The following is a 23,187-nucleotide window of genomic DNA, read 5'->3' as shown; positions in this document are numbered from 1 at the left end:
ATGTCCACAACGGGTAAGCACGGTCGCCGCACGTCCACCTCGCTGACCCGCGGTTTCATCGCCGCGGCCACCGGCGGAGTCGCCCTCGTACTTCCGCTGGTGGGTGCCGGCTTCGCCTCCGCCGCGCCGGCGCAGGCCGCCACCGCCAAGGAAGTTTCCGTGCAGAAGGCTGCACCCGCAACGTATTCCGTGGTCGCCGGCGACACTCTTGCCAAGATCGCGAAAGCCCATTCCCTCAGCGGTGGCTGGCAGAAGCTGTACGCGGACAATCGAAAGGTCGTCGGCGACAATCCCGGACTGATTGTCCCGGGCATGACGCTGACCATCGGGGCAGCCACCCCCGCCGCGTCCACTGTGAAAACCGCCGCTGCATCGGCCGCGACCATCTCGGTGGCAAAGCCCGCGACGTACGCGAACAATCTGGACGGCTGGATCAGGGAGGCGCTGGCCGTCATGGCCCAGCACGGTATCCCCGGCAGCTACGACAGCATCCACCGCAACATCATCCGCGAGTCCTCCGGCAACCCGCGGGCCATCAACAACTGGGACTCGAACGCCGCGGCGGGAACGCCCTCCAAGGGCCTTCTGCAGATCATCGACCCGACGTTCCGTGCCTACCACGTGCCCGGCACGTCCATGGACAGCTACGACCCGGTCGCCAACATCACCGCAGCGTGCAACTACGCCGCCGACAAGTACGGTTCGATCGACAACGTCTTCGGGGCGTACTGACGCACAGCGGCACAGAAAGGCGGTTCAGGACCGACGGGTGGCGAGAGGCCGGACACTTCTCCCGGCAGCGGACCACCCACCCGGTCAGGGACCGCCTTTCGGCAGCTCGTCGGCAGGGGGCCTTACACGGCGGCGACGTCACGTGGCAGGCCGACGGGAGCCCGGAACGGTCACATGACGGGCAAGCCAGGACAGCAGGGGAGCCAATTCCTCCGCCGCCACGAGCACGGAGCCGACCAGCGCCGTCGTGTGCTCGGCGCAGTCCCCGCCGAGGGGACGGGCGGCGGACACCGAGCGGTGCCGAAGGAAAGCGGCGCGCGGATGGCCGGCGTCGTGACCACGCGGCACGCGCTGCATGACGTCACCGGTGATCTCATACCCTCGCGCCTCCAGGGCCCCGACGGCGCGCACCAGCTCCGGTCCGCTCTCTCGCGCGGCAACTGCCGTACGGAACAACGGGATCTGCCCCGGATCCGGATAGCTCCAGCCGCCGCTGATCCGGAGCCCGTCGAGGTCGAAGCGCAGCCCTATCTGGACATTGCGCGCGATCCGGATCACCGCCGCCTGATGCTGCCACCACCACGGATCCTTGCGGAACCCCCAGACGGAGAAGTCCTCGTACAACTGGTCCGCGTCCGCCACGTCGTTCAGCAACGCGATCATGGGTTGCCGGACGAGGCGTTCCCGGTCCTTCCTGAGCTTCTCGCGTGTCTCTTGCGAAGGCGCGCCCTCCAGTTGCAGAAGCAGCTCGAATGCCTGCTCTGTCCAGCCGCTGAATGCTGTGCTCATGCAATGGATCCTAATGAAGCAGGGCCGCGCGCCCGCTTGCGATGACGGGTCAGCCCTCAGCGACCCGCGACGTGCGTCCGGTCGTCGTGCCCGTGCGGCGTCCGACGCGCCCACGCGGGGCACCGCGCCCCACCGGACGCCCGGCGACGTCACCGTCATTCCTGGGCGCTCTCCGTGGGCCGCTCCGAGTTCTGCGGCGGCGGTCCGGGGACCGTGGCCGCCTCTCCCTCCCGAACGGACCGCACCACCGCGTCGTGCAGACGCCGGCTGTCATCCTCCGAGCAGCACGGCACCGGACTGCCGGACATGGTGAACCAGTCGATCGCCCCTGTGTACTGCACTGTCACCTGGGCCGTGTCATCGGCCCAGGTCGTGTGGACGGTCAGATCCCCGGACAGGACGCCGACCTCTTCCGTCAGCACGCCACCGTGCCCGGAGAACACACCGCGAGTCGTCCATGACGCCCAAGCCATGTATTCAGGCTGGCACCAAGACGGTGGATGCGCGACCCGCGCAAGCCCGGCTTCAGGGCGTCCCGGGGCGCCGCACCCTTCCGGTATCCGGGACGGGCAAAACTTTCCACGGGATCCGGCTGCGGTTCCCGTACCCGCCGATCCCCAACAGATTGACGCCTTCTTAACGCCAAACAGTTGAATTCTGCTTCCGAAACAACGAATTCCGAAGGTGAACAGCTCTTGACCTGCGGAACTCGTCAGGATTGCATATCGCGCTGGGAGCGATGAAACCACTCACCACGTCCTCGTCTGGAGGCGATACCGCTCCCGTGCTCAGACACCGCACCTGTTGATCGGAATCGCACGATGACCGAAACGCTCAGCGCTCCCCAGGCGCTCGCGCCGGCGACCGGCCCCACCCCACAGAAGCTCAAGCGTTCCATCGGCGTCGTGGGCGGAACACTGCTCACGCTCTCCTGCGTGACGCCCGCCTCGACCCTCTTCGTGGTCGTTCCGGACCTGTTCTCCAGCCTCGGCACGTACACCGCCCTCACCATCGCCATCGGCTCACTGCTCTGTATCGCGGTCGCCTTCTGCTACTCGGAGCTCGGCACCCTCATTCCGAGCGCGGGCGGCGAGTACGCCATGGTGTCGACCATGGCGGGACGGCTGGCCGGATGGCTCGTCTTCGTGCTCTCCCTGCTGGTCGTGATGATCGTGCCCCCGGTCATCGCCATGGGAACGGCGGACTACCTCGCCCCCGTCGTGCACATTCCGGCCCCCGCCGCGGGCGCGGGCGTCATGGTGCTCGCCACCCTCGCCGGTCTCCTGGACCTGCGGGCCAACGCGTGGATCACCGGGATCTTCCTCGTCCTGGAGGTGATCGCGGCGGGCGTCGTCGCCGTGCTCGGGTTCGCGCACTCCGAGCGGGGGGCCTCCGCGCTGGTGCACGGGTCGGTCGCCTCGTCGGGCGGAACGACTTCCACGGTCACCGCGATGATGGTGGTCTCCGGGCTCGCGATCGCACTCTTCATCACCCAGGGCTTCTCCACGGCCGTCTACCTCTCGGAGGAACTGGAGGACCCGCGGCGCAACGTCGCCCGTACCGTGCTCGCCACCCTCGCCATCTCCACGGCGGTCATCCTCGTCCCGGTCATCGCCATCACGCTCGGCGCCCCGGACCTCGCGGCCCTGACCTCCGGGGACCTGAACACCATGGTCGCCGCCTGGTCCAACTCGGCCGTCGGCACGTTCGTCAGCCTCTGCGTCGCTCTCGCGATCATCAACGCGGGCATCGTCATGGTGATCCAGAACTCGCGGGTCCTGTTCGCCTCCGCCCGTGACAAGGCCTGGCCCGAGCCGGTCAACGCCGCGCTGTCCCGCCTCGGCCGGTTCGGCTCCCCATGGGTGGCGACCCTGGTCGTCGGCGTGCCCGGAGCGGCGCTCTGCTTCGTCAACCTCGACACCCTGTACGGCGTCACCGGCGTCTCCGTCACCGGTATGTATCTGCTGGTCGCGGTCGCCGCCCTGCTGTGCCGCCGCGGCACGCACCGTGAGGCGCCGGCCTGGCGCATGCCGCTGTGGCCCGCGATCCCGTTGCTGCTCATCGCCGTGCTCGCGTACATCCTGACCCAGCAGGAGACCGAGTACCTGCTGTGGACCGGCGGGATCACGGCGGTCGCCACGCTCTACTGGGCGCTCTACCTGCGGCCCCGCGGGGAGACCCGATGGCTGGTCAGCATTCCGGAGGACGTGCGGTCCTGACCACACCGGACGGCCGGGACGGGGACGGTTCCCCCGTCCCGGCCGTCGAGTCGTCACCCCCCGGGTGGGCCGGGACGACGGCGGACGTCATCGGCCGGCGGGCCGTGCTCCGCGCCGTGCGGGACGATCGCGGCGGCTTCGGCGCGGCGGGAGTCCGCGAGACACACCGCCGTCACTCCCAGATACTGGTGATGTCGGACGCCGAGGCCGCGTTGCCGGCGTGTGTCGTCAGCCCGGCCAGGTCCTCCAGGGTGCGCAGGACGTCGTAGTGGTCGTAGGTGGCACCGCTGGAGCTGCCGGGGGTGACGTGCGCTCCGTAGAGGACGGTGGGGATGTGGTTGCCCGACGGCTTGTCGTCCTCGTCGAACGTGACGACCAGAAGGCTGTTGTGGGTCTTGGCCCAGGCGGCATAGGCGCCCAGCTCGTTCTTGATCCATGTGTCGCCGGTGGCCACCGAGCAGTCGTGCATGTCGTCGCACAGGTTCGGCACGACGAACGACACCTTCGGCAGGTTCGTGAAATCGGCCGGGAACTGCGTCATGGTCTTCGCGGGACTGGTCGGCACATTGGAGAACCCGAACCAGGGATTGTGCTTCTGGGCGTAGTCGCCGCTGCTGCAGACGGTCGAACCCTGGCTGGGCAGCGTCTCGTTGTAGCTGGCCCAGGTCTTTCCCGCGGCGATCAGCTCGGACGCGAGATCGGGTGCGGACAGGGAACCGACGCCCACGCAACTGTCGTCGGTGCGGCCCTGGTCGGAGCCCGAGAACAGCATGTAGTAGTTCGGCTCGCTGGGATGGGTGAGCCCGAAGGACCGGGTGAGGTTCGCACCACCCGCCTTCAGCGTGTGGTTGATGTACGGAGCGCTGGAACTGCCGATCACCTGGCTGTAGGCGCGGTTCTCCATCACCACGACCACCACATGATCGGGCGCCGGCAGGGCGGCGGTACGTGCCGGCGAACCGGTGGTGGCCCAGAGGCCGATCGCAGCGGCGAGCGCCACGGTCCCGGCCGACGCGGCGAGGTGACGTCGACTGCGCCTGGACGCCGGACTGCGGTCATGACAGCCCTCCGGACAGAAACGACGAGGGCACGGGGTGCGGGGCGCCGCTGGCCCGGAGACCACTGCGTGGACCCGGCCGCGTCCCGTACATGAAGAGCGGACGAACCCTTCTCCATCAGTCTGCCCGCACGGCGGGCAGGTCGCTCCGGGGCCCGATCGCCTGACCGGGGAACGTCCGTCGGCCCGGCGACCGGGCCGGCACACCCCTGGGCGGTCAAGGTGGGAGCAGGACATCGCCACATCGTCGGAACAGGGGAGTCGGAGCGAGATGAGTGTCGAGCGGGTGGGAGTCGTTGTCCACCGGGGCCGTCCCGAGGCCGTCGCCACGGAGCACGTCGTGCGCGGGTGGTGCGCGGGCGAAGGCATCCCGTGCACGGAGATCGACGTATGGCGTGACGACGCACGGCGGCGCGGCGGCCGTGAGGAGGCGGATGTCGCGGGCAACCCCGATCTCATCGTGACGCTCGGCGGCGACGGAACATTTCTGCGCGGTGCCCGGATCGCGGCCAAGAACCGTGCCGCCGTCCTCGGGATCGACCTGGGCCGGGTTGGCTTCCTGACCGAGGTGCGGGCCGCGGACGTCGTCCGGGCGCTCGATGCCGTCCACCACGAACAGGCCGACGTCGAGGAACGCATGACGCTCACGATGCGGGCCTCCCGCGTACTCGAAGTGCCCAAGGACATCGACGCCCTGATGGGCTACGGACAGCGCCCGATGCTGCCGCCTCCCCAGGTCGACCGGGAGGCGGAGGCCGCGGCGGAGGGCTGGGGGGTGGCGCTGGACGTCACGGCCCTCAACGACGTCGTCATCGAGAAACTCGCGCGCGACCGGCAGGTGAGCCTCGGCGTCTACATCGGCGGTCGGCTCCTCGCCTCGTACTCGGCCGATGCCGTGATCATGGCCACGCCCACCGGGTCGACCGCCTACAGCTTCGCCGCGGGCGGCCCGGTGGTCTCACCTCGCATGGATGCCGTCCTCTTCACGCCCGTCGCACCGCATATGACCTTCAATCGCACCGTCGTCGCCGCCTCGGACGAACCGGTCGCGGTGCGGGTCCTGGCCCATTCGGGGCAGGGCGCGGTCACGATCGATGGTCAGCTGCGCGGCGTACTGCACGCCGGAGACTGGATCGGGGTGTACGCGGCACCGCGTCGTCTGCGCGTCATCAGGCTCGGTCCGCACGACTTCTTCGGGCGACTGCGCACGCGTCTGGGCCTCACGGACGCCCCGGCGACGGCCGCCGACGGGGAGAGCCCGCCCCTCTTCCGCCACGACGGGCCCGTCCCGTACGACCTGGCCCATCTCCATCTCTCCCTGGCGGACAGGGCGGACGGCGCCGACGGCTGACCGGTCGGAGAAGGGTCGGCGGCTGAAGAATCGGACGAGAAGCCCCGACATTCGCAGGAGAGGATCCGACATGCCGTACGAAGAAGGAGTCCATATGACCAGCAGTGCCGACCTCGCGTCCGTCACCGGAGTGACGGTGCCCGACACCCGACTGGCCGCCGCGGCCACCGAACTGGTGCGTGACACGACCGACGACCTGATCTACCACCACTCCCGCCGTGTCTACTTCTTCGGCAGTCTGCAGGGCCGCAACAAGGGACTGAGCTTCGACCCGGAACTGCTCTATATCGGGGCCATGTTCCACGACCTGGGCCTCAACGAGGAGTTCCGGGGCAGCGAGCGCCGGTTCGAGGTGGACAGCGCCGACGAGGCACGGAGATTCCTGCAGAGCCACGGCGTGCCCGAGGACAGCATCCGTCGTGTCTGGACGTCGATCGCGCTCCACACGACACCGGGAATCCCCCAGTACATGGAACCCGAGGTCGCCCTGGTGACCGCGGGGGTGGAGTACGACGTGCTCGGCATCGGGTACGGGGACATCAGCGACGCGGACCGCGACTCGATCGTTGCCCTGCATCCCCGTCCCGACTTCAAACAGCGCATTCTCCGGGCCTTCACCGAAGGCATCGAACCCAAGCCGGACACCACCTTCGGCAATGTGAAGGCCGATGTCCTGCAGCGTTACACACCCGGATTCGAGCGGGGCGACTTCGTGGACACCATCCTGGATTCCCCCTGGCCGGAGTGACGTCGCGGCAGGGGACACGAGCCGGTGGACGGCTGTCTCCGGGCACACCATGATGGTGGTCCGAGCCGGGGCTCCTCGGCGTGGACGAGAGCCGTGACAACCATCGGGCGGGTGACGGCCACAGGGGACCGGGCAACCTGTCGGCCCGAGCTCCGCAGTCCGTCCCTCGACCGCCTGCGGAAAGGCCACGCCGTGCCGGGTGCTCTCGTCCTGCTGCTCGCCGGGACCTGGCTGCTCTCCGGCGCCCTGGTCTCCGGGACGGACCCGTTGATCGTCGCCGTGGGCCGCACCGCGGTGTGCTGCGCGGTGCTCACCGCCGCCGCCGCCTCCAGCACGGCCGGCCGGGCCGATCTGCGCCGGGCCGCCGCCCGCCCCGCCACCATGTGGCTGCTGGGCCTGCTCGGCTTCGCCGGTTACGCGGCAGGCACCCTCCTCGCGATCCCGCGCATCGGAACGTCGCTGACCAACCTCGTCGTCGCACTGATGCCATGCGCCTCGGTGGCGGTGGGCGCGGTCTTCTTCGGGGAACGGTCCGGGCCGCGCAAGGCGGCGGGGGCGATCCTGGCCTGTGCGGCTGCCGCCGGGTACGCGGCGCTCGGCGCGGACGCGGGAGACCTGGACGGGGAGGGACTGCTGATGGTGGTGACCGCCACCGCGGCGTTCGCGGTGTACGGGTTCCTGTACCGGGAACGGCTGCCGGGGCTGCCGCCGCTCGCCGTACTGCCCGTGCTGCTCGCCGCGGCCACGTGTCTGCTGCTCCCGATGGCCCTGCCCGCCCTGATTGCCCACCCGCCGACAGCCGCCGCGACCGGCGGTGTCGTCGTGCTGGGCGCGGCTCTCTACGCGCCCGCCTACCTTGTACAACACCGGCTCATCCTGCTGCGCGGACCGGTCTTCACGGCCGCTGTGCAGCTGGCCGTCCCGTTCACGGTGCGCCTCGGCGACTGGGCGCTGCACACCGCGCCCGCGCCGTCGGCCACCGAACTGCTGCTGCTCGCGGTGTGCTGCGGGGGGATCGCTCTCGTCACCGTCCATCCACAGGATCGGCTCGCCACGGCCGAGTGACGGGGAATCGCCCTCGGCGGCCCTCATGGTTCCGTTCCGTCACGGACTTGGGCCGTGCGAACAGACCCGGCCCCGACCGCGCCCGGACCGGCCTCGTCGCCCGGGACCGCCGCGCCTGTCACGAGAGCTGGAGGTGCGTTTCGCTCGGAGCGACGACATCGGCGGCTTCGCCACGTGAACAGGGCCTGGACCGGGCCTGGTTGCCGACGAGTGCAACCGGTGGGCCCGCAGGGCACGTCATTTGCAGGAAGTGAAGGTGAACGAGAAGGAGGGACGGAGATCTTGAGGCCGAACAGGAACGCGTCACGCCGTGCGGTACTCGCCGGGGGCCTGGGGGCGGTGCTGGCCGCCGGTCCCATGACGTCGGCCGCGCACGCCGTCGGTCCGGGGAGCGCGACGGAACGGGAGTTGCAGGCTCTGGAGCGGGAACATGCCGTTCGGCTGGGGGTGTTCGGGTGGAACACGGTGACGGGCAGGAGCGTCGTGCATCGGGGCGACGAGCGCTTTCCCATGTGTTCGGCGTTCAAGACGCTGGCTGTCGGGGCCGTCCTGAGGGACCTGGACCATGACGGGACGTTCCTGTCGAAGGTCATTCACTACACGGAACAGGACATCGAGAGGGCGAAGGGGGCGCCGGTGACGGGCAAACCGGAGAATCTCGCGCACGGGATGACGGTGGAGGCCCTGTGCGGGGCCGCCATCTCGTTCAGCGACAACACCGCGGCGAACCTCCTGCTGGAGGAACTCGGCGGACCGAGGTCCGTCACTCGCTTCTGCCGGTCCGTCGGAGACGTGGTGACCCGGCTGGATCGCTGGGAGCCGGAACTGAACTCGGCGGAGCCCGGCCGTGTGACCGACACCACCACTCCCCGCGCGATCGGCGAGACCTATGCGAGGCTCGTCCTCGGGCGTGCCCTGGAGACGAGGGACCGGAAGCGACTGACCGGGTGGCTGCTGGCCAATACGACAGGTGACAAACGCCTGCGCGCGGGCCTTCCGGACGGCTGGACCGTCGGCGACAAGACCGGCACCGGCAGCTACGGGACCGCGAACGACGTGGCCATTGCCTGGCAACCGGGCCAGGGGCCGATCGTGCTGGCAGTCCTGTCCACCAAGCGCGACGCCGACGCCGACGCCGCGGCGGACGACCTGGTGATCTCCGAGACGGCCGCCGTCCTGGCGGAGGCCCTCGCCTGAAACCGCGACGGGCCACCCGAGCAACCGGCTGAGCGGCGGCGGAGGCGTACACGGCGCCATGGGTCTCCTCCCGACGCGTGGGGGAGCGCGCTGACCAGGCACGTCACCGTGAAGGTAACCTCTCCCGATGCGCATCGGGATCGTTGGCACCGAGAACAGCCATGTCGACCACATCGTCAGCCATCTCAACGTCCACGACGCGGGCGGTGACGCCCGCGTCGTGGCCCTCAGCGGCGGGCGCGGCCGACGCAACGACGCGCTGGCGTCCACCGGAGGGATAGCCAAGATCGTCGACGAGCCCACCGACCTGCTCGGGCTGGTGGACGCCGTCATCGTCGCCGACCGGCACGGCGCGCGCCACCGGGACCAGGCGATCCCCTTCCTGGTCGAGGGGCTTGCGGTATTCGTCGACAAGCCGCTGGCCTGCTCCGTCGAGGACGCCCGAGCCATCATCGACACCGCACTCGCCCATGACGCGCCGCTGACGTCGTTCTCGGCGCTCCGCTGGATTCCCGACGCGGACGCGCTGGCGGCCCGGTCCGCCCGGGGCGGGACGCCGCACGTGGTGGTGACGTCGGGGCCGGCCGATCCCGATGGCGAGTACGGCGGGATCTTCTTCTACGGCATCCACCCGGTGGATCTCGCTCTCCGGCTCGCCCCCGGTGAGATCCGCGACGTTCGCACGGACAGCACCGACACCACCGTCACCGCGTCATTCACCGCCGGCGGCACCCGGGTCGTCGTGAACTTCGTCGAACCGACCGAAACGCACCAGATCCCCTTCCACGGGATGACGCTCACTCAGGACAGCATGGTCCAGCAGACTCTCGCCCTCGGCGCGAACTACTGCGTGCCGGGGCTGGAAGCGTTCCTGGAGATGGCGCGTACGGGCAGGCCGCCGATCGGCTACGCGGATCTGCTGCGCCCCGTCGAGGTCCTGGAAGCCGTCACCGCTGCCCTGCGGAGTCGATAGGCCGCTCCCGGACGAGCCGACGAGCCGACGAGACGACGACGCCCGCCGTCCGGACGGTACCGGAACGGCGGGCGGGTGGTCGGGGCGTGTGGAAACGCCGGCATCACGTCGCGCGCGGCCACCGGGGCCCCGCCACGAGGACTTCTCGCGCGTCGCGCGACGGCTGGTGGCCGGAAGCATGGCAGAAGCAGACACACCCTTGGTGCTGCGGATCCGGCACTTATGAGCCATGGCGGACCCGACCGCCTCCCGCGCGCCCGTCCGATGACGGGGCGTGCGGGGCGCCGTCGGCATCGCCGCGTCGCCGGGACCGCACCGAGGCCGCGCCGACGTCCTGGCCGAGACGGGCGGGATCCCGGCCCACGGCGGAAGTCGGTCGCGGTGTGCCGGCTTCTTCCCGGTCTCCTCGGGCCGTCTCGGACATGCGAAGACCCCGCCCGACGGGTCGAATTATAAAGTCCCAATAGATTATCAATATTATGAGTGACTCGCTCGGTGGCTGGTCGAATTATTCGCATTCCGCCCGGCTGGTCCGCTCTCCAGATGCGAAATCAAACGAGGTCGCGAAAACCACCGAGGTTCTCCGGGGTGCCGTGACGAGGCTGGAATCCGACGGTTGAAGGCGTCGGGACGGGAAAAGGAAACAGGGCGGGACCGTCCGGCGGTTCCGATCGAGTTCGCAAGGTCCGTAACACGGTTCACATCAGCCCCAGGTACGAATTCCTTCACGCGTGACCACCGGCGTCCGTCGCTCCGGTTCCGCGCGCCCGCAGGAAGTCGTCAGTTCCTCTCGCGCGGTCTGCTTCGCGGTCTGCGTACTCCTCTGTACTGGTCCTTTGTAAAGGTGCTGCGGATGGAAAATGGCGAACCGCCGCCCGGTGGTGGTCCGGGCGCGGGTTCCGGCCCGGCGCGGAATCAGAATGCGACCGTGCTTTCAGCACGCGCCGTCCTCCGCGTATCGGCATACCCCTTCCTGTTGGCGGCCACGTTTTCCGTGGCCGCAGCCGCTCTCTGGCTGGACTGGGATCCCGGCCGGGTGAGCCCGCTCTTCCTGCTCGGCACCATTTCCTATCTCACAGCTCTCGAACGTCTCATTCCGCACCAGCGTGCCTGGCACCCCAACGCCGGCGAGTGGCGTTGGTACGGCATTTACTTCCTGCTGACGATGGCGGCCAGTGCCCTGGCGCAATATCTGGTCATCGCCGCCGTTTCGGCGGTGGCACCCGACGAACCCGTGCCCCATCTCTGGCAGGAAATTCCAGCTGCCCTGCTGACCGGTTCGCTGGCGAGCTATCTCGTACACAGACTGGGGCACTCCAGCCCGATATTGTGGCGACTGCACGGCGTGCATCACGTGCCGCAGAAAGTGAATGTCGCCAATAACGGGGTCAATCATGTCCTCGACATCATGCTCGCACAGGGGTCTGTGCAGCTGGCTCTGGCCTCGGTCGGATTCTCCTGGGAATCCGTATTCGTCGTGGGTCTTTTCGTGGCCGCGCAGGGCTACTTCGTCCACGCCAACATCGACGTGCATATCGGCCGGTTCAACCATGTGCTCGCCAGCCCCGAACAACACCGCCTGCACCACAGCGTCGACCTGTCCGAGGCGGGCCACTACGGATCGGACCTGTCGATCTGGGACCACCTCTTCGGCAGCTACACCTGGCGGCCCGGCCGGGAGCCGATCGCGGTCGGGATCGGTGACCCCGCGTCCTTCCCCCCGACCGCCGACATCGCCACCAGCCTTCTCCACCCCTGGCGCCGCGCGAAGAGAGCCGGGCCCGGTTCCGCCTGAGCTGCCTCACCTTTCCGGGATACCGCACCCCCTCTCGCATCCATGCCGTGTCGCGGCGCCACGACTTGAGGAGTACAACCTTGCCCGACGTGAACAGTGCCTCTGTGAGCGACAAAGTAGCGATCATCGGCATGGGCTGCCGGCTGCCCGGCGGTGCATCGGACCACCGCGCCTACTGGCAGAACCTCATGGAGGGCAAGGACTGCATCACCCCCACACCGGCGGACCGCTACGACGTCTCGACGCTCGCCAGCCGGTTCAGGGAGAAACCCGGACGTCTGATCGGTGGCCGAGGCGGATACATCGAGGGTTTCGACGAATTCGACCCCGGCTTCTTCGGCATCAGTCCGCGCGAGGCCGACCATATGGACCCCCAGCAGCGCAAACTGCTGGAAGTGGCGTGGGAGGCATTGGAGGACGGCGGCCAGCGGCCCTCGGAACTCGCCGGCAGCGATACCGCCGTGTTCGTCGGCGCGTTCACACTGGACTACAAGATCCTCCAGTTCTCCGATCTGGGCTTCTCCTCACTGGCCGCGCACACCGCCACCGGCACCATGATGACGATGGTCTCGAACCGTCTCTCGCACTGCTTCGACTTCCGGGGTCCCAGCCTGTCGATCGACACCGCGTGCAGTTCCTCCCTGGTGGCGGTGCACCTTGCCTGCCAGAGCCTGAACAACCGGGAGACCGATCTCGCACTGGCCGGTGGCGTCCTGCTGCACATGGCGCCCCAGTACACCATCGCCGAGACGAAGGGCGGATTCCTGTCGCCGGACGGCCGCTCGCGTACGTTCGACGCCGCCGCCAACGGCTACGTACGGGCCGAGGGCGTCGGAATGGTCGCGCTCAAGCGGCTGGAGGACGCCGTCCGCGACGGCGATCCCGTCCACGCGTTGATCATCGGTACGGGGGTCAACCAGGACGGCCGCACCCATGGCATCACCGTGCCCAGCGCGGATGCTCAGTCCGGCCTCATCCAACGTGTCTGCGCCTCGGCCGGCATCACGCCAGGCGCCCTGCAGTACGTGGAGGCGCACGGCACCTCGACCCCGGTCGGTGACCCGATCGAGGCGAATGCGCTGAGCCGGGCGCTCGCCGTGGGACGCAGACCCGGTGCCCCCTGCTATGTCGGGTCCGTCAAGACGAACATCGGGCACACCGAAGCGGCGGCGGGCATCGCCGGACTGATCAAGACCGTTCTCTGCCTGAAGCACCGCCGTATCCCGCCCCACATCAACCTGGAGCGGATCAACACCGCCATCGACCGGGAGACCTCCCCGTACCGGATTCCGACCGAGCCGACCGACTGGCCCGAGCACGAGGGCCCGGCACGGGCGGGAGTGAACTCCTTCGGCTTCGGCGGCACGAACGCCCATGTCGTACTGGAGGAGGCGCCCGACCAAAAGGCGCCGCAGGCCATGCCCCGCGAACGGGCCTGGAACATCCTTCCGTTGACCGCCCGGACCCCGGACGTCCTGCCCGAGGCGGCGGCGGGCATCCGGCGCGAACTGGCCGGCGTCCACGGGCCCGAGGTGTCGCTGCCCGACCTCGGATACACGCTCGCCCGTCGCCGCCAGCACCTTGAGTCGCGGCTCTCGATCGTGTACTCCTCACGCGCCGAACTGGACGAGGGGCTCGCCGCCTTCCAACGGGGCGAACCCCACCCCCGGGTCGTTCACGGCAGGCAGCTCGATGCCGAACGGCGCGGTCTGGTCTGGGTGTTCACCGGCATGGGACCGCAGTGGTGGGGGATGGGCCGCCAGCTGTTCGAGGGCGACGAGGTGTTCCGGGAGGCGGTCACCCGCTGCGATCAGGCCATCCGCACATTCGCGGACTGGTCCCTGATCGAGGAAATGACGGCAGACGAAGCCGATTCGCGCATGGCTGAGACATGGCTCGCCCAGCCGGCCAACTTCGCCGTACAGGTGGGGCTCGCGGCCATGTGGCGCCGGTACGGTGTGCGGCCGGACGCCGTGGTCGGCCACAGCACCGGCGAGATCGCCGCCTTCTACGAGGCGGGCGTCTACACCCTGGAGGACGCGGCGAGGATCGTGGTGCACCGCAGCCGGCTCCAGCAGCGGCTGACCGGGACCGGCACCATGCTCGCCGTGAGCCTGCCCGAGGCGGAGGCGCGGCTCCGGGCGGCGGCGTACGGGGACCGGGTGTCCGTGGCCGCGGCCAACAGTCCCTCGGCGGTGACGCTGGCCGGGGACCGCGACGCACTGGCCGAACTTGCGGACGTGCTGCGGTCCGAGCAGATCTTCGCCAAGCCTCTGACGGTACAGGTCCCGTACCACAGCGCGGGCATGGAGGCGATCAAGGACGAGCTGCTGACATCCCTGGCCGGGCTCGAACCCCGGGCGGCGATGGTTCCGCTGTATCCGACGGCCCAGGAGGGCACGGCGCACGGCAGCGAGCTGGACGCGGAGTACTGGTGGAGGAACGTCCGCCACCCGGTCCGCTTCCGCTCGGCCGTCGACCGGCTCGCCGACGACGGGTTCGGGCTGTTCCTGGAGATCGGTCCGCATCCGGTGCTCGGCCACTCCATCCGTGAGTGCCTCGACGGCAGGGGGACGGCCGTACGCACCCTTGCGTCGATCCGCCGCCGCGAGAACGAACCGGAGCGCTTCGCGACATCGCTGGCGGAGCTGCACAACGTCGGCGTCCCCGTCGCCTGGGACGCCCTGCACCCGGTGGGCAGTCCGGTGGCCCTGCCCCGCTATCCGTGGAAGCGCGACCGTTACTGGACCGAGCCCGGCCCCGTCGCGCACGTCCGCCTCGGCCGGACCGAGCATCCCCTGCTGGGCCGCCGCACGACGCACACGGAACCGACGTGGCACACGACGCTCGACACCGAGCGGCTGCCCTACCTCGACGACCACCGCATCCAGTCGACCGTGGTCTTCCCGGCGGCGGGGTACCTGGAGATGGCCGTGCAGGCGGTCCGCTCCCTGACCGGCGGCACCCACGTCGTACTCACGGACGTCGAACTCCGCAGAGCGCTCTTCCTGTCCGAGGGCGAGGACCGGGCCGTACGCCTGACGCTCTCGCCGCGGAACGCGGCGTTCACCATCGCCTCGGCGGAAGAGGGCGAGGCCGACCGGGCGGTGCACGCGAGCGGTGTCGTGCGCTCCGGGCAGCCGCGTCCGGCCGGCCCGCCCGTCGACACCGCGGCTCTCGCGGCACGCTGCCGACGCCGCCTGGACGGCGCGGACTGCTACACGGAGCTGGCCGCTCTGGGATACCACTACGGCCCCGCGTTCCGGACCATCGACGAGGTGTGGATCGGATCCGGCGAAGTCCTCGCCCGCCTCCGCCCGCCCGCGGTGATCGGAGACGACGCGGCCCGGCACCACATCCACCCTGTACTGCTGGACGGCTGCTTCCAGTCCCTGCTCGCGACGCAACTCCTCGACGACGGCGCGGACCGGCAGACCTCCGGCATCCGTCTGCCCCTGTCCATCGACGAGGTGTGCCTCGCTCCGGTCGGGGACCGGCCGATCTGGGTGCACGCCACAGTGACCCGCGGCGACGTGGAAGAGCTCGTCGGGGACATGGCCGTCTACACGGACAGCGGAGAGTCCCTGGGCGGCATCGGTGGCTTTCGCGCGGCCGATGTGGAGAAGGCGTCCACGACGGTCGGTCTCGGCACGATCGATTCCTGGCTCGCCGAGACCACGTGGATCGACAGGCCCTTCGACTCCGCCGAAAGCAACGGCCGGGACGACGGCGAGGCCCAGGTCGAGGCCGGAGCCGGAACCGCCTCACAGGGCGGCGCCGGCTGGCTGGTGTTCGCCGATCGGCAGGGCGTCGGCGATGCTCTGAGCGCCCTGCTCGCCGAGCGCGGCGAGCGCTGCCGTCTCGTGCGTCCCGGCGAGGCGTACCACAAGGGCGACAGCGGAAGGGAGTTCACCGTCGTGCCGGGATCCGCCGCGGATCTGGAACGGCTCTTCGCCGACCTGGGCGAGGGAGGCCAGGACCGGGGCGACGACCAGGAGGGAGCGAACGGCGATACCGGTGCGGCTTCCTTCGGGACCATCGTTCATCTGTGGAACCTCGACCTGCCGCGGCTCGCCGAGACTTCACGGCAGGACCTCGTACGGCACAGCGGCACGGGGGCCTACTCGCTGATCACGCTCGCCCGGACCCTGCTGGGCCACGGGGCCGAAGGCGGGCTGCACATCGTGACGCGCGGCGCGCAGCACGTCGAGCCCGGCGAGACCGTCGAACCCCTGGGGGCACCCGCATGGGGGATCGGCCGGGTGCTCAGGCATCAGGAGCTGACCTCCCACCGCGGCAAACTGATCGACCTGGATCCCGGCCGAAGAGGAGTCGAGGGATGCCGGGCCGACGCCCGAGCGCTGCTGGGTGAAGTCCTCACCGACGACGAGGAAGAGATCGCGCTGCGCGGCGACCACCGCCTCACCAGCAGGGTGCGGCGGGCCGAGGGGCTGACGCGTCCCCTTCCGCTGTGGCTGCGCGCCGACGCCGACTACCTGGTCACCGGCGCCTTCGGAGCGCTCGGCAGACTGCTCTGCCGGACACTCGTACGACGCGGGGCGCGCGGTCTGATCCTGATCGGACGCACCGCCCTCCCGGAGCGCTCCGCCTGGTGCGGTCTCGACCCCGACACCGCCGAGGGCCGTGCCGTGGCCTTCGTCAAGGAACTGGAGGCGCTCGGGGCACGCGTCGTCCTGGCTCCCCTCGACATCACCGACGAGACCGCCTTCACGGCCTGGCTCCACGAGCGTCGGCGCACCTCCCCGCTGCCCGTACGAGGGGTGTTCCACCTGGCCGGCCGGGTGCGCGACACACTCGTCACGGACATGGACCGGCAAACCTTCGCCGAGGCCCACGATCCCAAGGCCATCGGCGCGTATCTGCTCCATCGGCACCTCGGCGACGAACCGCTCGACCACTTCGTCCTGTTCGCCTCGATCGCTTCACTGCTGACCACGGCGGGCCAGACCAACTACGCCGCGGGGAACGCGTTCCTGGACGCGCTGGCCCACCACCGCCGGGCACTCGGTCTGCCGGGGCTGAGCGTGGACTGGGGACCGTGGGCCACCGGCATGATCGAAGAGCTCGGGCTTGTCGACCACTACCTCCGCAGCCGCGGGATGAGCTCGCTCTCACCGGATGCCGGCATGGCGGTCCTGGAGCGTGTCATCGGCCAGGACCGGGCCCAGTTGCTCGTCGCGACAGTCGTCGACTGGCCGGTGTTCCTGGCCTGGTACGCCTCGCCGCCGGCGCTGGTGGCCGACCTCGCGGCGACGGCCGGCACCGGCACCGGCGACGCCGCGGGTGAGGGCATCCTCGACACCTTCCGCGACGCGGACGCGCCCGAGCGCCTGGCGCTGGTGACCCGGCGATTCACGGAAGTGGCCTCCTCGGTGCTGCGGACGGGAGCCGACCAGATCGACCCGCGGGCAGGCCTCAACGCGTTGGGGCTCGACTCGCTCCTGGCGATGGAGCTGCGCGCCCGGCTCGTCTCCGAACTCGGCGTCGCTCCGCCCGTGGTGGCCCTGCTGAGCGGCACTCCGGTCGACGAGCTGATCGGACAGCTCCACGACGGCCTCGCCGAAGCGGTGGCGCTCGAAACCGATGGTGACGACAAGGCCGCGGTGGAGGTGTTCGACGACGAGCTGCGCCATCCGCTGACGCAGAATCAGAAGGCCTTGTGGTTCCTCCGGCAGCTCGACCCCGACGGCTACGCGTACAACATCGGCGGCGCGGTCGAGGTCCGTGTCGCTCTCGAACCCGACCTGATGTTCGAGGCCGTCCGCTGCCTGGTGCGACGTCACCCCGCGCTGCGGACGAACTTCCTCACCGTGGACGGTGTTCCGGTGCAGCAGGTGTCCACGGACCGGAGCCCGGACGTCGCCCTGTTCGACGTACAGGACCAGGAATGGGAGGACATCCACCGCACGATCGTGGCCCAGTACCGCAGGCCGTACGACCTCGAACACGACTCGCTGTTCCGCTTCCGCCTCTTCAAGCGTGGCCCCGACCGCTGGGTGATCATGAAGGCGGTCCACCACATCGTCTCCGACGCGATCTCGACGTTCACCTTCATCGAGGAACTCCTTGCGGTGTACGAGGGGCTGCGACAAGGTCGTGCGCCCTCGCTGCCGCCCGTCACGGCCCGGTATCTGGACTTCCTCAACGCACAGAACCGTTTCCTGGCCGGGCCGGCGGCGCACCGCATGCTCGACTACTGGCGCTCGCACCTGCCTGCCGAGGTGCCGGTGCTGGAACTGCCCGTCGACAAGCCCCGCCCGGCCGTGCAGACACACAACGGCGCCTCGGAGTTCTTCGTACTGGACACGGACCTCACGGCCCGTGTGCACGCTCTGGCCCGCGAGCACGACGTGACCCCGTTCATGGTGCTGCTCAGTGCCTACTACGTACTGCTCCAGCGCTATTCGGGCCAGGACGACGTCATCGTGGGCAGTCCCGTGACCGGCCGGACCGACCAGGAGTTCGCCTCGGTCTACGGCTACTTCGTCAACCCGCTCCCGTTGTACGCGGACCTGTCCGGCGAACCATCGGTCGCCGACCTGCTGCAGCGGGTCCGTACGACCGTGCTGGGCGGCCTCGACAACCAGGAGTACCCGTTCGTCCTGCTCGTCGACGAGCTGGGGCTCCAGCACGACCCCAGCCGTTCCGCGGTGTTCCAGGCGATGTTCATCCTGCTGACCCACAAGGTCGCCACCGAGCAGTACGGCTATCGACTGGAGTACATCGAACTCCCGGAAGAGGAAGGGCAGCTCGATGTCACGCTCTCCGTCTACGAGGACGAGGCGGAGCGCCGGTTCCACTGCGTCCTCAAGTACAACACCGACCTGTTCCTGCCTCGGACCATGCGGCGGATGGCAACGCACTACACCGCACTGCTCGACAGCATGACCCGGGCACCGGCCGAACGGCCCACCACCCGGCTGGAGATGCTCGGTTTCCAGGAACGGGAACGGCTGGTCCGCGAGTGGAGCGGCTCCGGGCACCTTGCTCCGCCATCCGGTGCGGGGGAGTGGGAGAGGAGCCGGGTCCGCCCGGTGCATCAGCTGATCGCAGAGGTGGCGGCCCGGTGCCCGGACGCCGTCGCCGTCACGGTACCGGCACGTCACGGGACGGCCCTTCGGCTGACGTACGCGGACCTGGACCGGCGCTCCGGAGAACTGGCCCGGCGGCTGCGGGGACGGGGAGCCGGTGCCGGATCGGTGGTGGCGCTCTGCCTGGAGAAATCGTCCGACCTCGTCGTCGTCCTGCTGGCGGTGCTCAGGGCCGGAGGCGCCTACCTCCCGGTACCGACCGACCATCCGGCCGACCGGGTCGCCCGCACCCTGCGGACCGCGGCCGCCACCCTCGTGGTCGTCGAGGACGATGTCTGCCGCGACCGGATGCCGGGGTTGCCGGCCGAGACGCTGACCCTGCGGGAGCTCTACGAGTCCGCGCCCGCCCCGGACGATCGGCGGGAGCCCGAGCCCGGCGCGGAGGACACGCCCGGCCTCGACTCGCCCGCGTACGTCATCCACACCTCCGGCTCGACCGGGCACCCCAAAGCCGTGCAGGTCAGTCATCGGAACCTCGCCTCGGCGTACGGAGCGTGGCTGAAGGAGTACCGGCTGGACCGTGACGTGCGGGTGCACCTCCAGATGGCGGCCCCGTCGTTCGATGTCTTCACCGGGGACCTGGTACGCGCACTGTGCTCCGGAGGAAACCTGGTCCTGGTCGACCGGGACCTGCTCTTCGACACCGAACGTCTCCACCGGACCATGCGAGAGGAACACGTCGACTGCGCGGAGTTCGTCCCCGCCGTCGTGCGCGGACTCATGGACCACTGCGAACGAGAGGGCCATCGGCTGGACTTCATGCGTCTGCTGGTCGTCGGGTCCGACGCCTGGAAGGTGGGGGAGTACCGACGCCTGCGCGAGCTGTGCGGACCGCGCACCCGTCTGATCAACTCCTACGGGGTCACCGAGGCCACCATCGACAGCGCCTGCTTCGAAGGACCCGTCGACGACCTGGAACCCGGCCGGACGGTGCCGATCGGACGCCCCCTGAGCAACAGCACGCTCCATGTGCTCGATCAGCACGGCGAGCCCGTGCCGCCCGGCGTGCCGGGCGAACTGTGGATCGGCGGGGACGGCGTCGCGCTCGGCTACGCGGGCGACCCCGCGCAGACCGCCCAGCGCTTCGTGACCCGGACACTGAGCCGGGAGCCCGGCGCCGAACCCGTACGCCTCTACCGGAGCGGCGACGCGGCACGCTGGGACGTGAACGGCTCGGTCCATCTGCTGGGGCGCGTCGACGGCCAGGTCAAACTCCGCGGTCACCGGATCGAGATCGGTGAGATCGAGGCACACCTCGCCCGGTGGCCACAGCTGGCCCGGACGGTCGTCGCGGTGCGCCCCGACCCCCGCGGCGAGGATGTGCTCTGTGCCTACTGCGTTCCGATGGAAGGAGCAGCGCTCGACCGAAACGCGCTCCGTCGGCGCCTCGCGGGGCTGCTGCCCGCGTACATGGTCCCCTCCCACTTCGTCACCCTGCCGGAACTGCCCTTGACCGCCAATGGGAAGGTCGACCTCGCCGGTCTCCCCACGCCCCGGTTCGACGCGCGGGACGAGCCCGAGGAGAGGCTCAGCACCCCCTTCGAGGTGAGCATGGCCAGGCACTGGAAGGAACTGCTCGGACTGGAACGGGTCAATTTGACGCACGAGTTCTTCGAGGCCGGAGGCAGCTCCATCAAGCTGATCGAGCTCATCCACCGACTCCGGCAGGAATTCGGTGTGGCCATTCCCGTGAGTCTGCTGTACCAGGTCACGACCCTGCACGGGATGGCCGCCACGGTGGAGCGTCTCGCCACCGGCGGGATCTCGGACGACCTGCCCTGCCTGAGCTTCAACGGCGACCGGGAGCGGACGGTGTTCTGCTTCCCGCCGGCCGGCGGCCACGGCCTCGTCTACCGGGCGTTCGCCGCCCGACTGCCCGAGTACCGTCTGATCGCCTTCAACTACGTCCCCGGCGAGAACAAGGTGGGCCACTACGCCGACCTCGTCGAATCCCTGCGGCCCGAGGGCAGCTGCCTGCTGCTCGGCTACTCCCTCGGCGGCAACCTCGCGTTCGAGGTGGCCAAGGAACTCGAATGCCGGGGACGCGACGTCGCCCATGTGGTCGTCCTCGATTCGCACCGCATCCTGGAGCCCTACGCACCGGGCCGCGAGCACTTCGAGATCTTCGAGGCGGAACTGGCCGAACACCTGCGCAAGCACACCGGCTCGGAGACCGTCGCTCGCGAAACCCTCGAACACGCCGCGGAGTACCTGGCGTTCTGCGGCCGCACACCGAACCTCGGCGCCGTATCCGCCACCGTCAGCGTGGTCACGGACGAGGAGAAGACCGCGCTCTACGCCGCAGGCGCACGTGGCACCTGGCACGGCAGCTCCACCACGGCCACGGCCGTAGTGCGCGGCTCCGGAATCCACGCTGACATGCTCGACCCCAAGCACGTGACGCGCAACGCCGAGCTGGTGCGCGGCATCCTCCAGGAGGGCGGCGCCGATGGCCGGTGACACGGGCGACGCGTGGAGCGCCGGTGAGCGGGAGGCGGACGGCAGCCCCCGGGTCATCGTGATCGGTGCCGGTGTCGCCGGCATGTCCACCGGGTGCTACGCGCAGATGAACGGTATGCGGTCCCGCATCTTCGAGAAACATGTGCTGCCGGGGGGTTGCTGCACGGCCTGGTCGCGCGACGGCTACATCTTCGACTACTGCATCGAGTGGCTCATCGGCACGGCCGCCGGCAACGACGCCCACCAGGTATGGCGCGAACTGGGAGCGCTCGACGGCAAGACCATCACCAACTTCGAGATGTTCAACCGGGTCGTCGACGAGACCGGCCGGTCAGTGGTCTTCTACAACGACCCGGACCGGCTGGAGCGCCACCTGCTCGACGTCTCGCCCGGCGACGCCCGGACGATCCGCTCATTCTGCCGTGATCTGCGGCGGTTCATCGACATCGAGCTGTACCCCTTCCTCACCGCCCCGGCCCTGCGCACCGTACGCGAGCGGGTGGAGACGCTGCGCACCGTCCTGCCCGCGTTCCGCCTGTTCTGGCGTACGGCGTCGACGCCCATGCACGAGTTCGCCGACCGGTTCCAGGATCCGCTGCTGCGCCGGGCGTTCCGCAACATCTTCTTCCAGGACCCGGAAGGGTTCCCGTTGCTCCCGTACCTGTTCAACATGGCCAGCGCCCATCACCACAACGCTGGTTTCCCGCAAGGAGGTTCGCTCGGTCTGGCCCGGTCGATCGAGGAGCGGTACATGGCGCTGGGCGGCGAGATCAGCTACCGGGCGCGGGTCGAACGGATCCTGGTCGAGGACGGCCGTGCCATCGGCGTCGAACTGCGCAACGGCAGAAGGTACTACGCCGACCACGTCGTCTCCGCCTGCGACGGCCACACCACGATCCACGGTCTTCTGCAGGGCCGGTTCACCGGGCCGCGGATCGACAAGCTGTACCACGAGCTGCTGCACCGCCCCGGCACCCTCTTCCCCGCTGTGGTCTCGGCCTTCGTCGGGATCCGGGGCGATCTCGGCCCCGACCGGGCGCACAGCACCACGTATCTGCTCTCCCCCGAGGACGCCGCACGGCTGCCCGGCGCGCTCCAGAGCAGTCTGGTGGTCCAGTTGCGCTCCCGCTACTCGGACGGATTCGCCCCGCCCGGAAGGTCGGTGGTCCACTGCACCTACTTCAGCGACTTCGCCCACTGGAAGGCGCTGCGCAGCGCCGACCGCAGGGAGTACCGGGCACAGAAGCGCCAAGTGGCCGACTTCGTCAGAGGATTCCTGGAACGCCGCCTGCCGGGCACGGCCGAGCGCATCGAACTGGTCGACGTCGCCTCCCCGGTGACGACCCGGCGCTACACCGGCAACCACGACGGCTCCATCCTGGCCTGGAAGGCCTTCTCCGAGGCCGACGACATCGCGGCCCGGCTCGTCGGCAAGGACCGCATGCGCCTGCCGGGCCTGCGCGGCTTCTCCATGGCCGGACAGTGGGTCGGCATGGGCGGCCTGATCCGTGCCGCGTCCACCGGCCGCTTCGTCGTCCAATACCTCTGCGACGAGCTGGGCCGCGGATTCACGGCGTCCGAGAGCCGTGGGGAGGAACCCTGGCACCCCGGAAAGCTGGGCCGTCTGCCCCAGCTCGACCAATGGTCCGCGAGCGGGGGCACCCGCACATGAACACCCGGGAGAGCAGG

13 protein-coding genes are annotated in these 23,187 nt (G+C 69.5%); 10 read left to right on the top strand and 3 right to left on the bottom strand.

The window, feature by feature from the left end; genetic code table 11:
- Positions 1 to 732, top strand: a complete 732-nt coding sequence (locus ABZ826_RS12545) for a LysM peptidoglycan-binding domain-containing protein (RefSeq protein WP_361446263.1) — start codon at positions 1 to 3, stop codon at positions 730 to 732.
- A gap of 138 nt (positions 733 to 870) precedes the next feature.
- On the opposite strand, the gene ABZ826_RS12540 is transcribed toward ABZ826_RS12545, so the two are convergent.
- Together ABZ826_RS12540 and ABZ826_RS12535 are read right to left on the bottom strand one after the other, a co-directional pair.
- Positions 871 to 1,521 (bottom strand): DUF2461 family protein, encoded by a 651-nt coding sequence (locus ABZ826_RS12540; protein ID WP_361446261.1) that lies wholly within the window; start codon positions 1,519 to 1,521, stop codon positions 871 to 873.
- 155 nt (positions 1,522 to 1,676) lie between these two features.
- Positions 1,677 to 1,994 carry a hypothetical protein gene (locus ABZ826_RS12535; protein WP_361446259.1) on the bottom strand — a complete coding sequence of 106 codons (318 nt, stop codon included), beginning with the start codon at positions 1,992 to 1,994 and terminating at the stop codon, positions 1,677 to 1,679.
- 348 nt (positions 1,995 to 2,342) lie between these two features.
- Between ABZ826_RS12535 and ABZ826_RS12530 the strand changes: the two genes are divergently transcribed.
- Positions 2,343 to 3,740: an APC family permease gene (locus ABZ826_RS12530; protein WP_361446257.1), complete on the top strand. Its 1,398-nt coding sequence runs from the start codon at positions 2,343 to 2,345 to the stop codon at positions 3,738 to 3,740.
- A 172-nt stretch (positions 3,741 to 3,912) separates the two neighbouring features.
- Here ABZ826_RS12530 and ABZ826_RS12525 read toward each other — a convergent pair whose 3' ends face one another.
- Positions 3,913 to 4,740 carry an alkaline phosphatase family protein gene (locus tag ABZ826_RS12525; protein ID WP_361446255.1) on the bottom strand — a complete coding sequence of 276 codons (828 nt, stop codon included), beginning with the start codon at positions 4,738 to 4,740 and terminating at the stop codon, positions 3,913 to 3,915.
- A 328-nt stretch (positions 4,741 to 5,068) separates the two neighbouring features.
- Between ABZ826_RS12525 and ABZ826_RS12520 the strand changes: the two genes are divergently transcribed.
- From ABZ826_RS12520 to ABZ826_RS12485, 8 genes are all read left to right on the top strand, one after another.
- Positions 5,069 to 6,148 carry an NAD(+)/NADH kinase gene (locus ABZ826_RS12520; RefSeq protein ID WP_361446253.1) on the top strand — a complete coding sequence of 360 codons (1,080 nt, stop codon included), beginning with the start codon at positions 5,069 to 5,071 and terminating at the stop codon, positions 6,146 to 6,148.
- Positions 6,149 to 6,242: 94 nt separating this feature from the next.
- Positions 6,243 to 6,896 carry an HD domain-containing protein gene (locus tag ABZ826_RS12515; RefSeq protein WP_361446251.1) on the top strand — a complete coding sequence of 218 codons (654 nt, stop codon included), beginning with the start codon at positions 6,243 to 6,245 and terminating at the stop codon, positions 6,894 to 6,896.
- Positions 6,897 to 7,088: 192 nt separating this feature from the next.
- Entirely contained in the window at positions 7,089 to 7,961 is an 873-nt protein-coding gene (locus ABZ826_RS12510) for a DMT family transporter (protein WP_361446249.1), read from the top strand.
- 282 nt (positions 7,962 to 8,243) lie between these two features.
- Complete coding sequence (bla, locus tag ABZ826_RS12505; protein ID WP_361446247.1) at positions 8,244 to 9,158, top strand: class A beta-lactamase; 915 nt, start codon at positions 8,244 to 8,246, stop codon at positions 9,156 to 9,158.
- Between the two features lie 127 nt (positions 9,159 to 9,285).
- Positions 9,286 to 10,131 carry a Gfo/Idh/MocA family oxidoreductase gene (locus tag ABZ826_RS12500; RefSeq protein WP_361446245.1) on the top strand — a complete coding sequence of 282 codons (846 nt, stop codon included), beginning with the start codon at positions 9,286 to 9,288 and terminating at the stop codon, positions 10,129 to 10,131.
- Between the two features lie 853 nt (positions 10,132 to 10,984).
- A complete protein-coding gene (locus ABZ826_RS12495; RefSeq protein ID WP_361446243.1) occupies positions 10,985 to 11,926 on the top strand; it encodes a sterol desaturase family protein in 942 nt (313 codons plus the stop codon).
- An 80-nt stretch (positions 11,927 to 12,006) separates the two neighbouring features.
- Positions 12,007 to 21,498 (top strand): amino acid adenylation domain-containing protein, encoded by a 9,492-nt coding sequence (locus ABZ826_RS12490; protein ID WP_361446241.1) that lies wholly within the window; start codon positions 12,007 to 12,009, stop codon positions 21,496 to 21,498.
- Positions 21,488 to 23,170: an NAD(P)/FAD-dependent oxidoreductase gene (locus ABZ826_RS12485; protein ID WP_361446239.1), complete on the top strand. Its 1,683-nt coding sequence runs from the start codon at positions 21,488 to 21,490 to the stop codon at positions 23,168 to 23,170. The genes ABZ826_RS12490 and ABZ826_RS12485 overlap by 11 nt, the downstream gene beginning before the upstream one ends.
- The last annotated feature ends 17 nt before the right edge of the window (positions 23,171 to 23,187 follow it).

The organism is Streptomyces sp. NPDC047515 (assembly GCF_040643055.1).
In the GTDB taxonomy this organism is placed as follows: Bacteria; Actinomycetota; Actinomycetes; order Streptomycetales; family Streptomycetaceae; genus Streptomyces.
The sequence above is the reverse complement of the archived record's forward strand: the minus strand, read 5'-3'. Positions and strand labels throughout refer to the sequence as shown.

What these genes read in the sequence shown, in the direction of transcription:
- ABZ826_RS12535 (WP_361446259.1), bottom strand. Translation starts at nt 1,994, where the DNA reads ATGGCTTGGGCGTCATGGACGACTCGCGGTGTGTTCTCCGGGCACGGT.
- ABZ826_RS12545 (WP_361446263.1), top strand. Translation starts at nt 1, where the DNA reads ATGTCCACAACGGGTAAGCACGGTCGCCGCACGTCCACCTCGCTGACC.
- ABZ826_RS12520 (WP_361446253.1), top strand. Translation starts at nt 5,069, where the DNA reads ATGAGTGTCGAGCGGGTGGGAGTCGTTGTCCACCGGGGCCGTCCCGAG.
- ABZ826_RS12500 (WP_361446245.1), top strand. Translation starts at nt 9,286, where the DNA reads ATGCGCATCGGGATCGTTGGCACCGAGAACAGCCATGTCGACCACATC.
- ABZ826_RS12495 (WP_361446243.1), top strand. Translation starts at nt 10,985, where the DNA reads ATGGAAAATGGCGAACCGCCGCCCGGTGGTGGTCCGGGCGCGGGTTCC.
- ABZ826_RS12530 (WP_361446257.1), top strand. Translation starts at nt 2,343, where the DNA reads ATGACCGAAACGCTCAGCGCTCCCCAGGCGCTCGCGCCGGCGACCGGC.
- ABZ826_RS12515 (WP_361446251.1), top strand. Translation starts at nt 6,243, where the DNA reads ATGACCAGCAGTGCCGACCTCGCGTCCGTCACCGGAGTGACGGTGCCC.
- ABZ826_RS12485 (WP_361446239.1), top strand. Translation starts at nt 21,488, where the DNA reads ATGGCCGGTGACACGGGCGACGCGTGGAGCGCCGGTGAGCGGGAGGCG.
- ABZ826_RS12540 (WP_361446261.1), bottom strand. Translation starts at nt 1,521, where the DNA reads ATGAGCACAGCATTCAGCGGCTGGACAGAGCAGGCATTCGAGCTGCTT.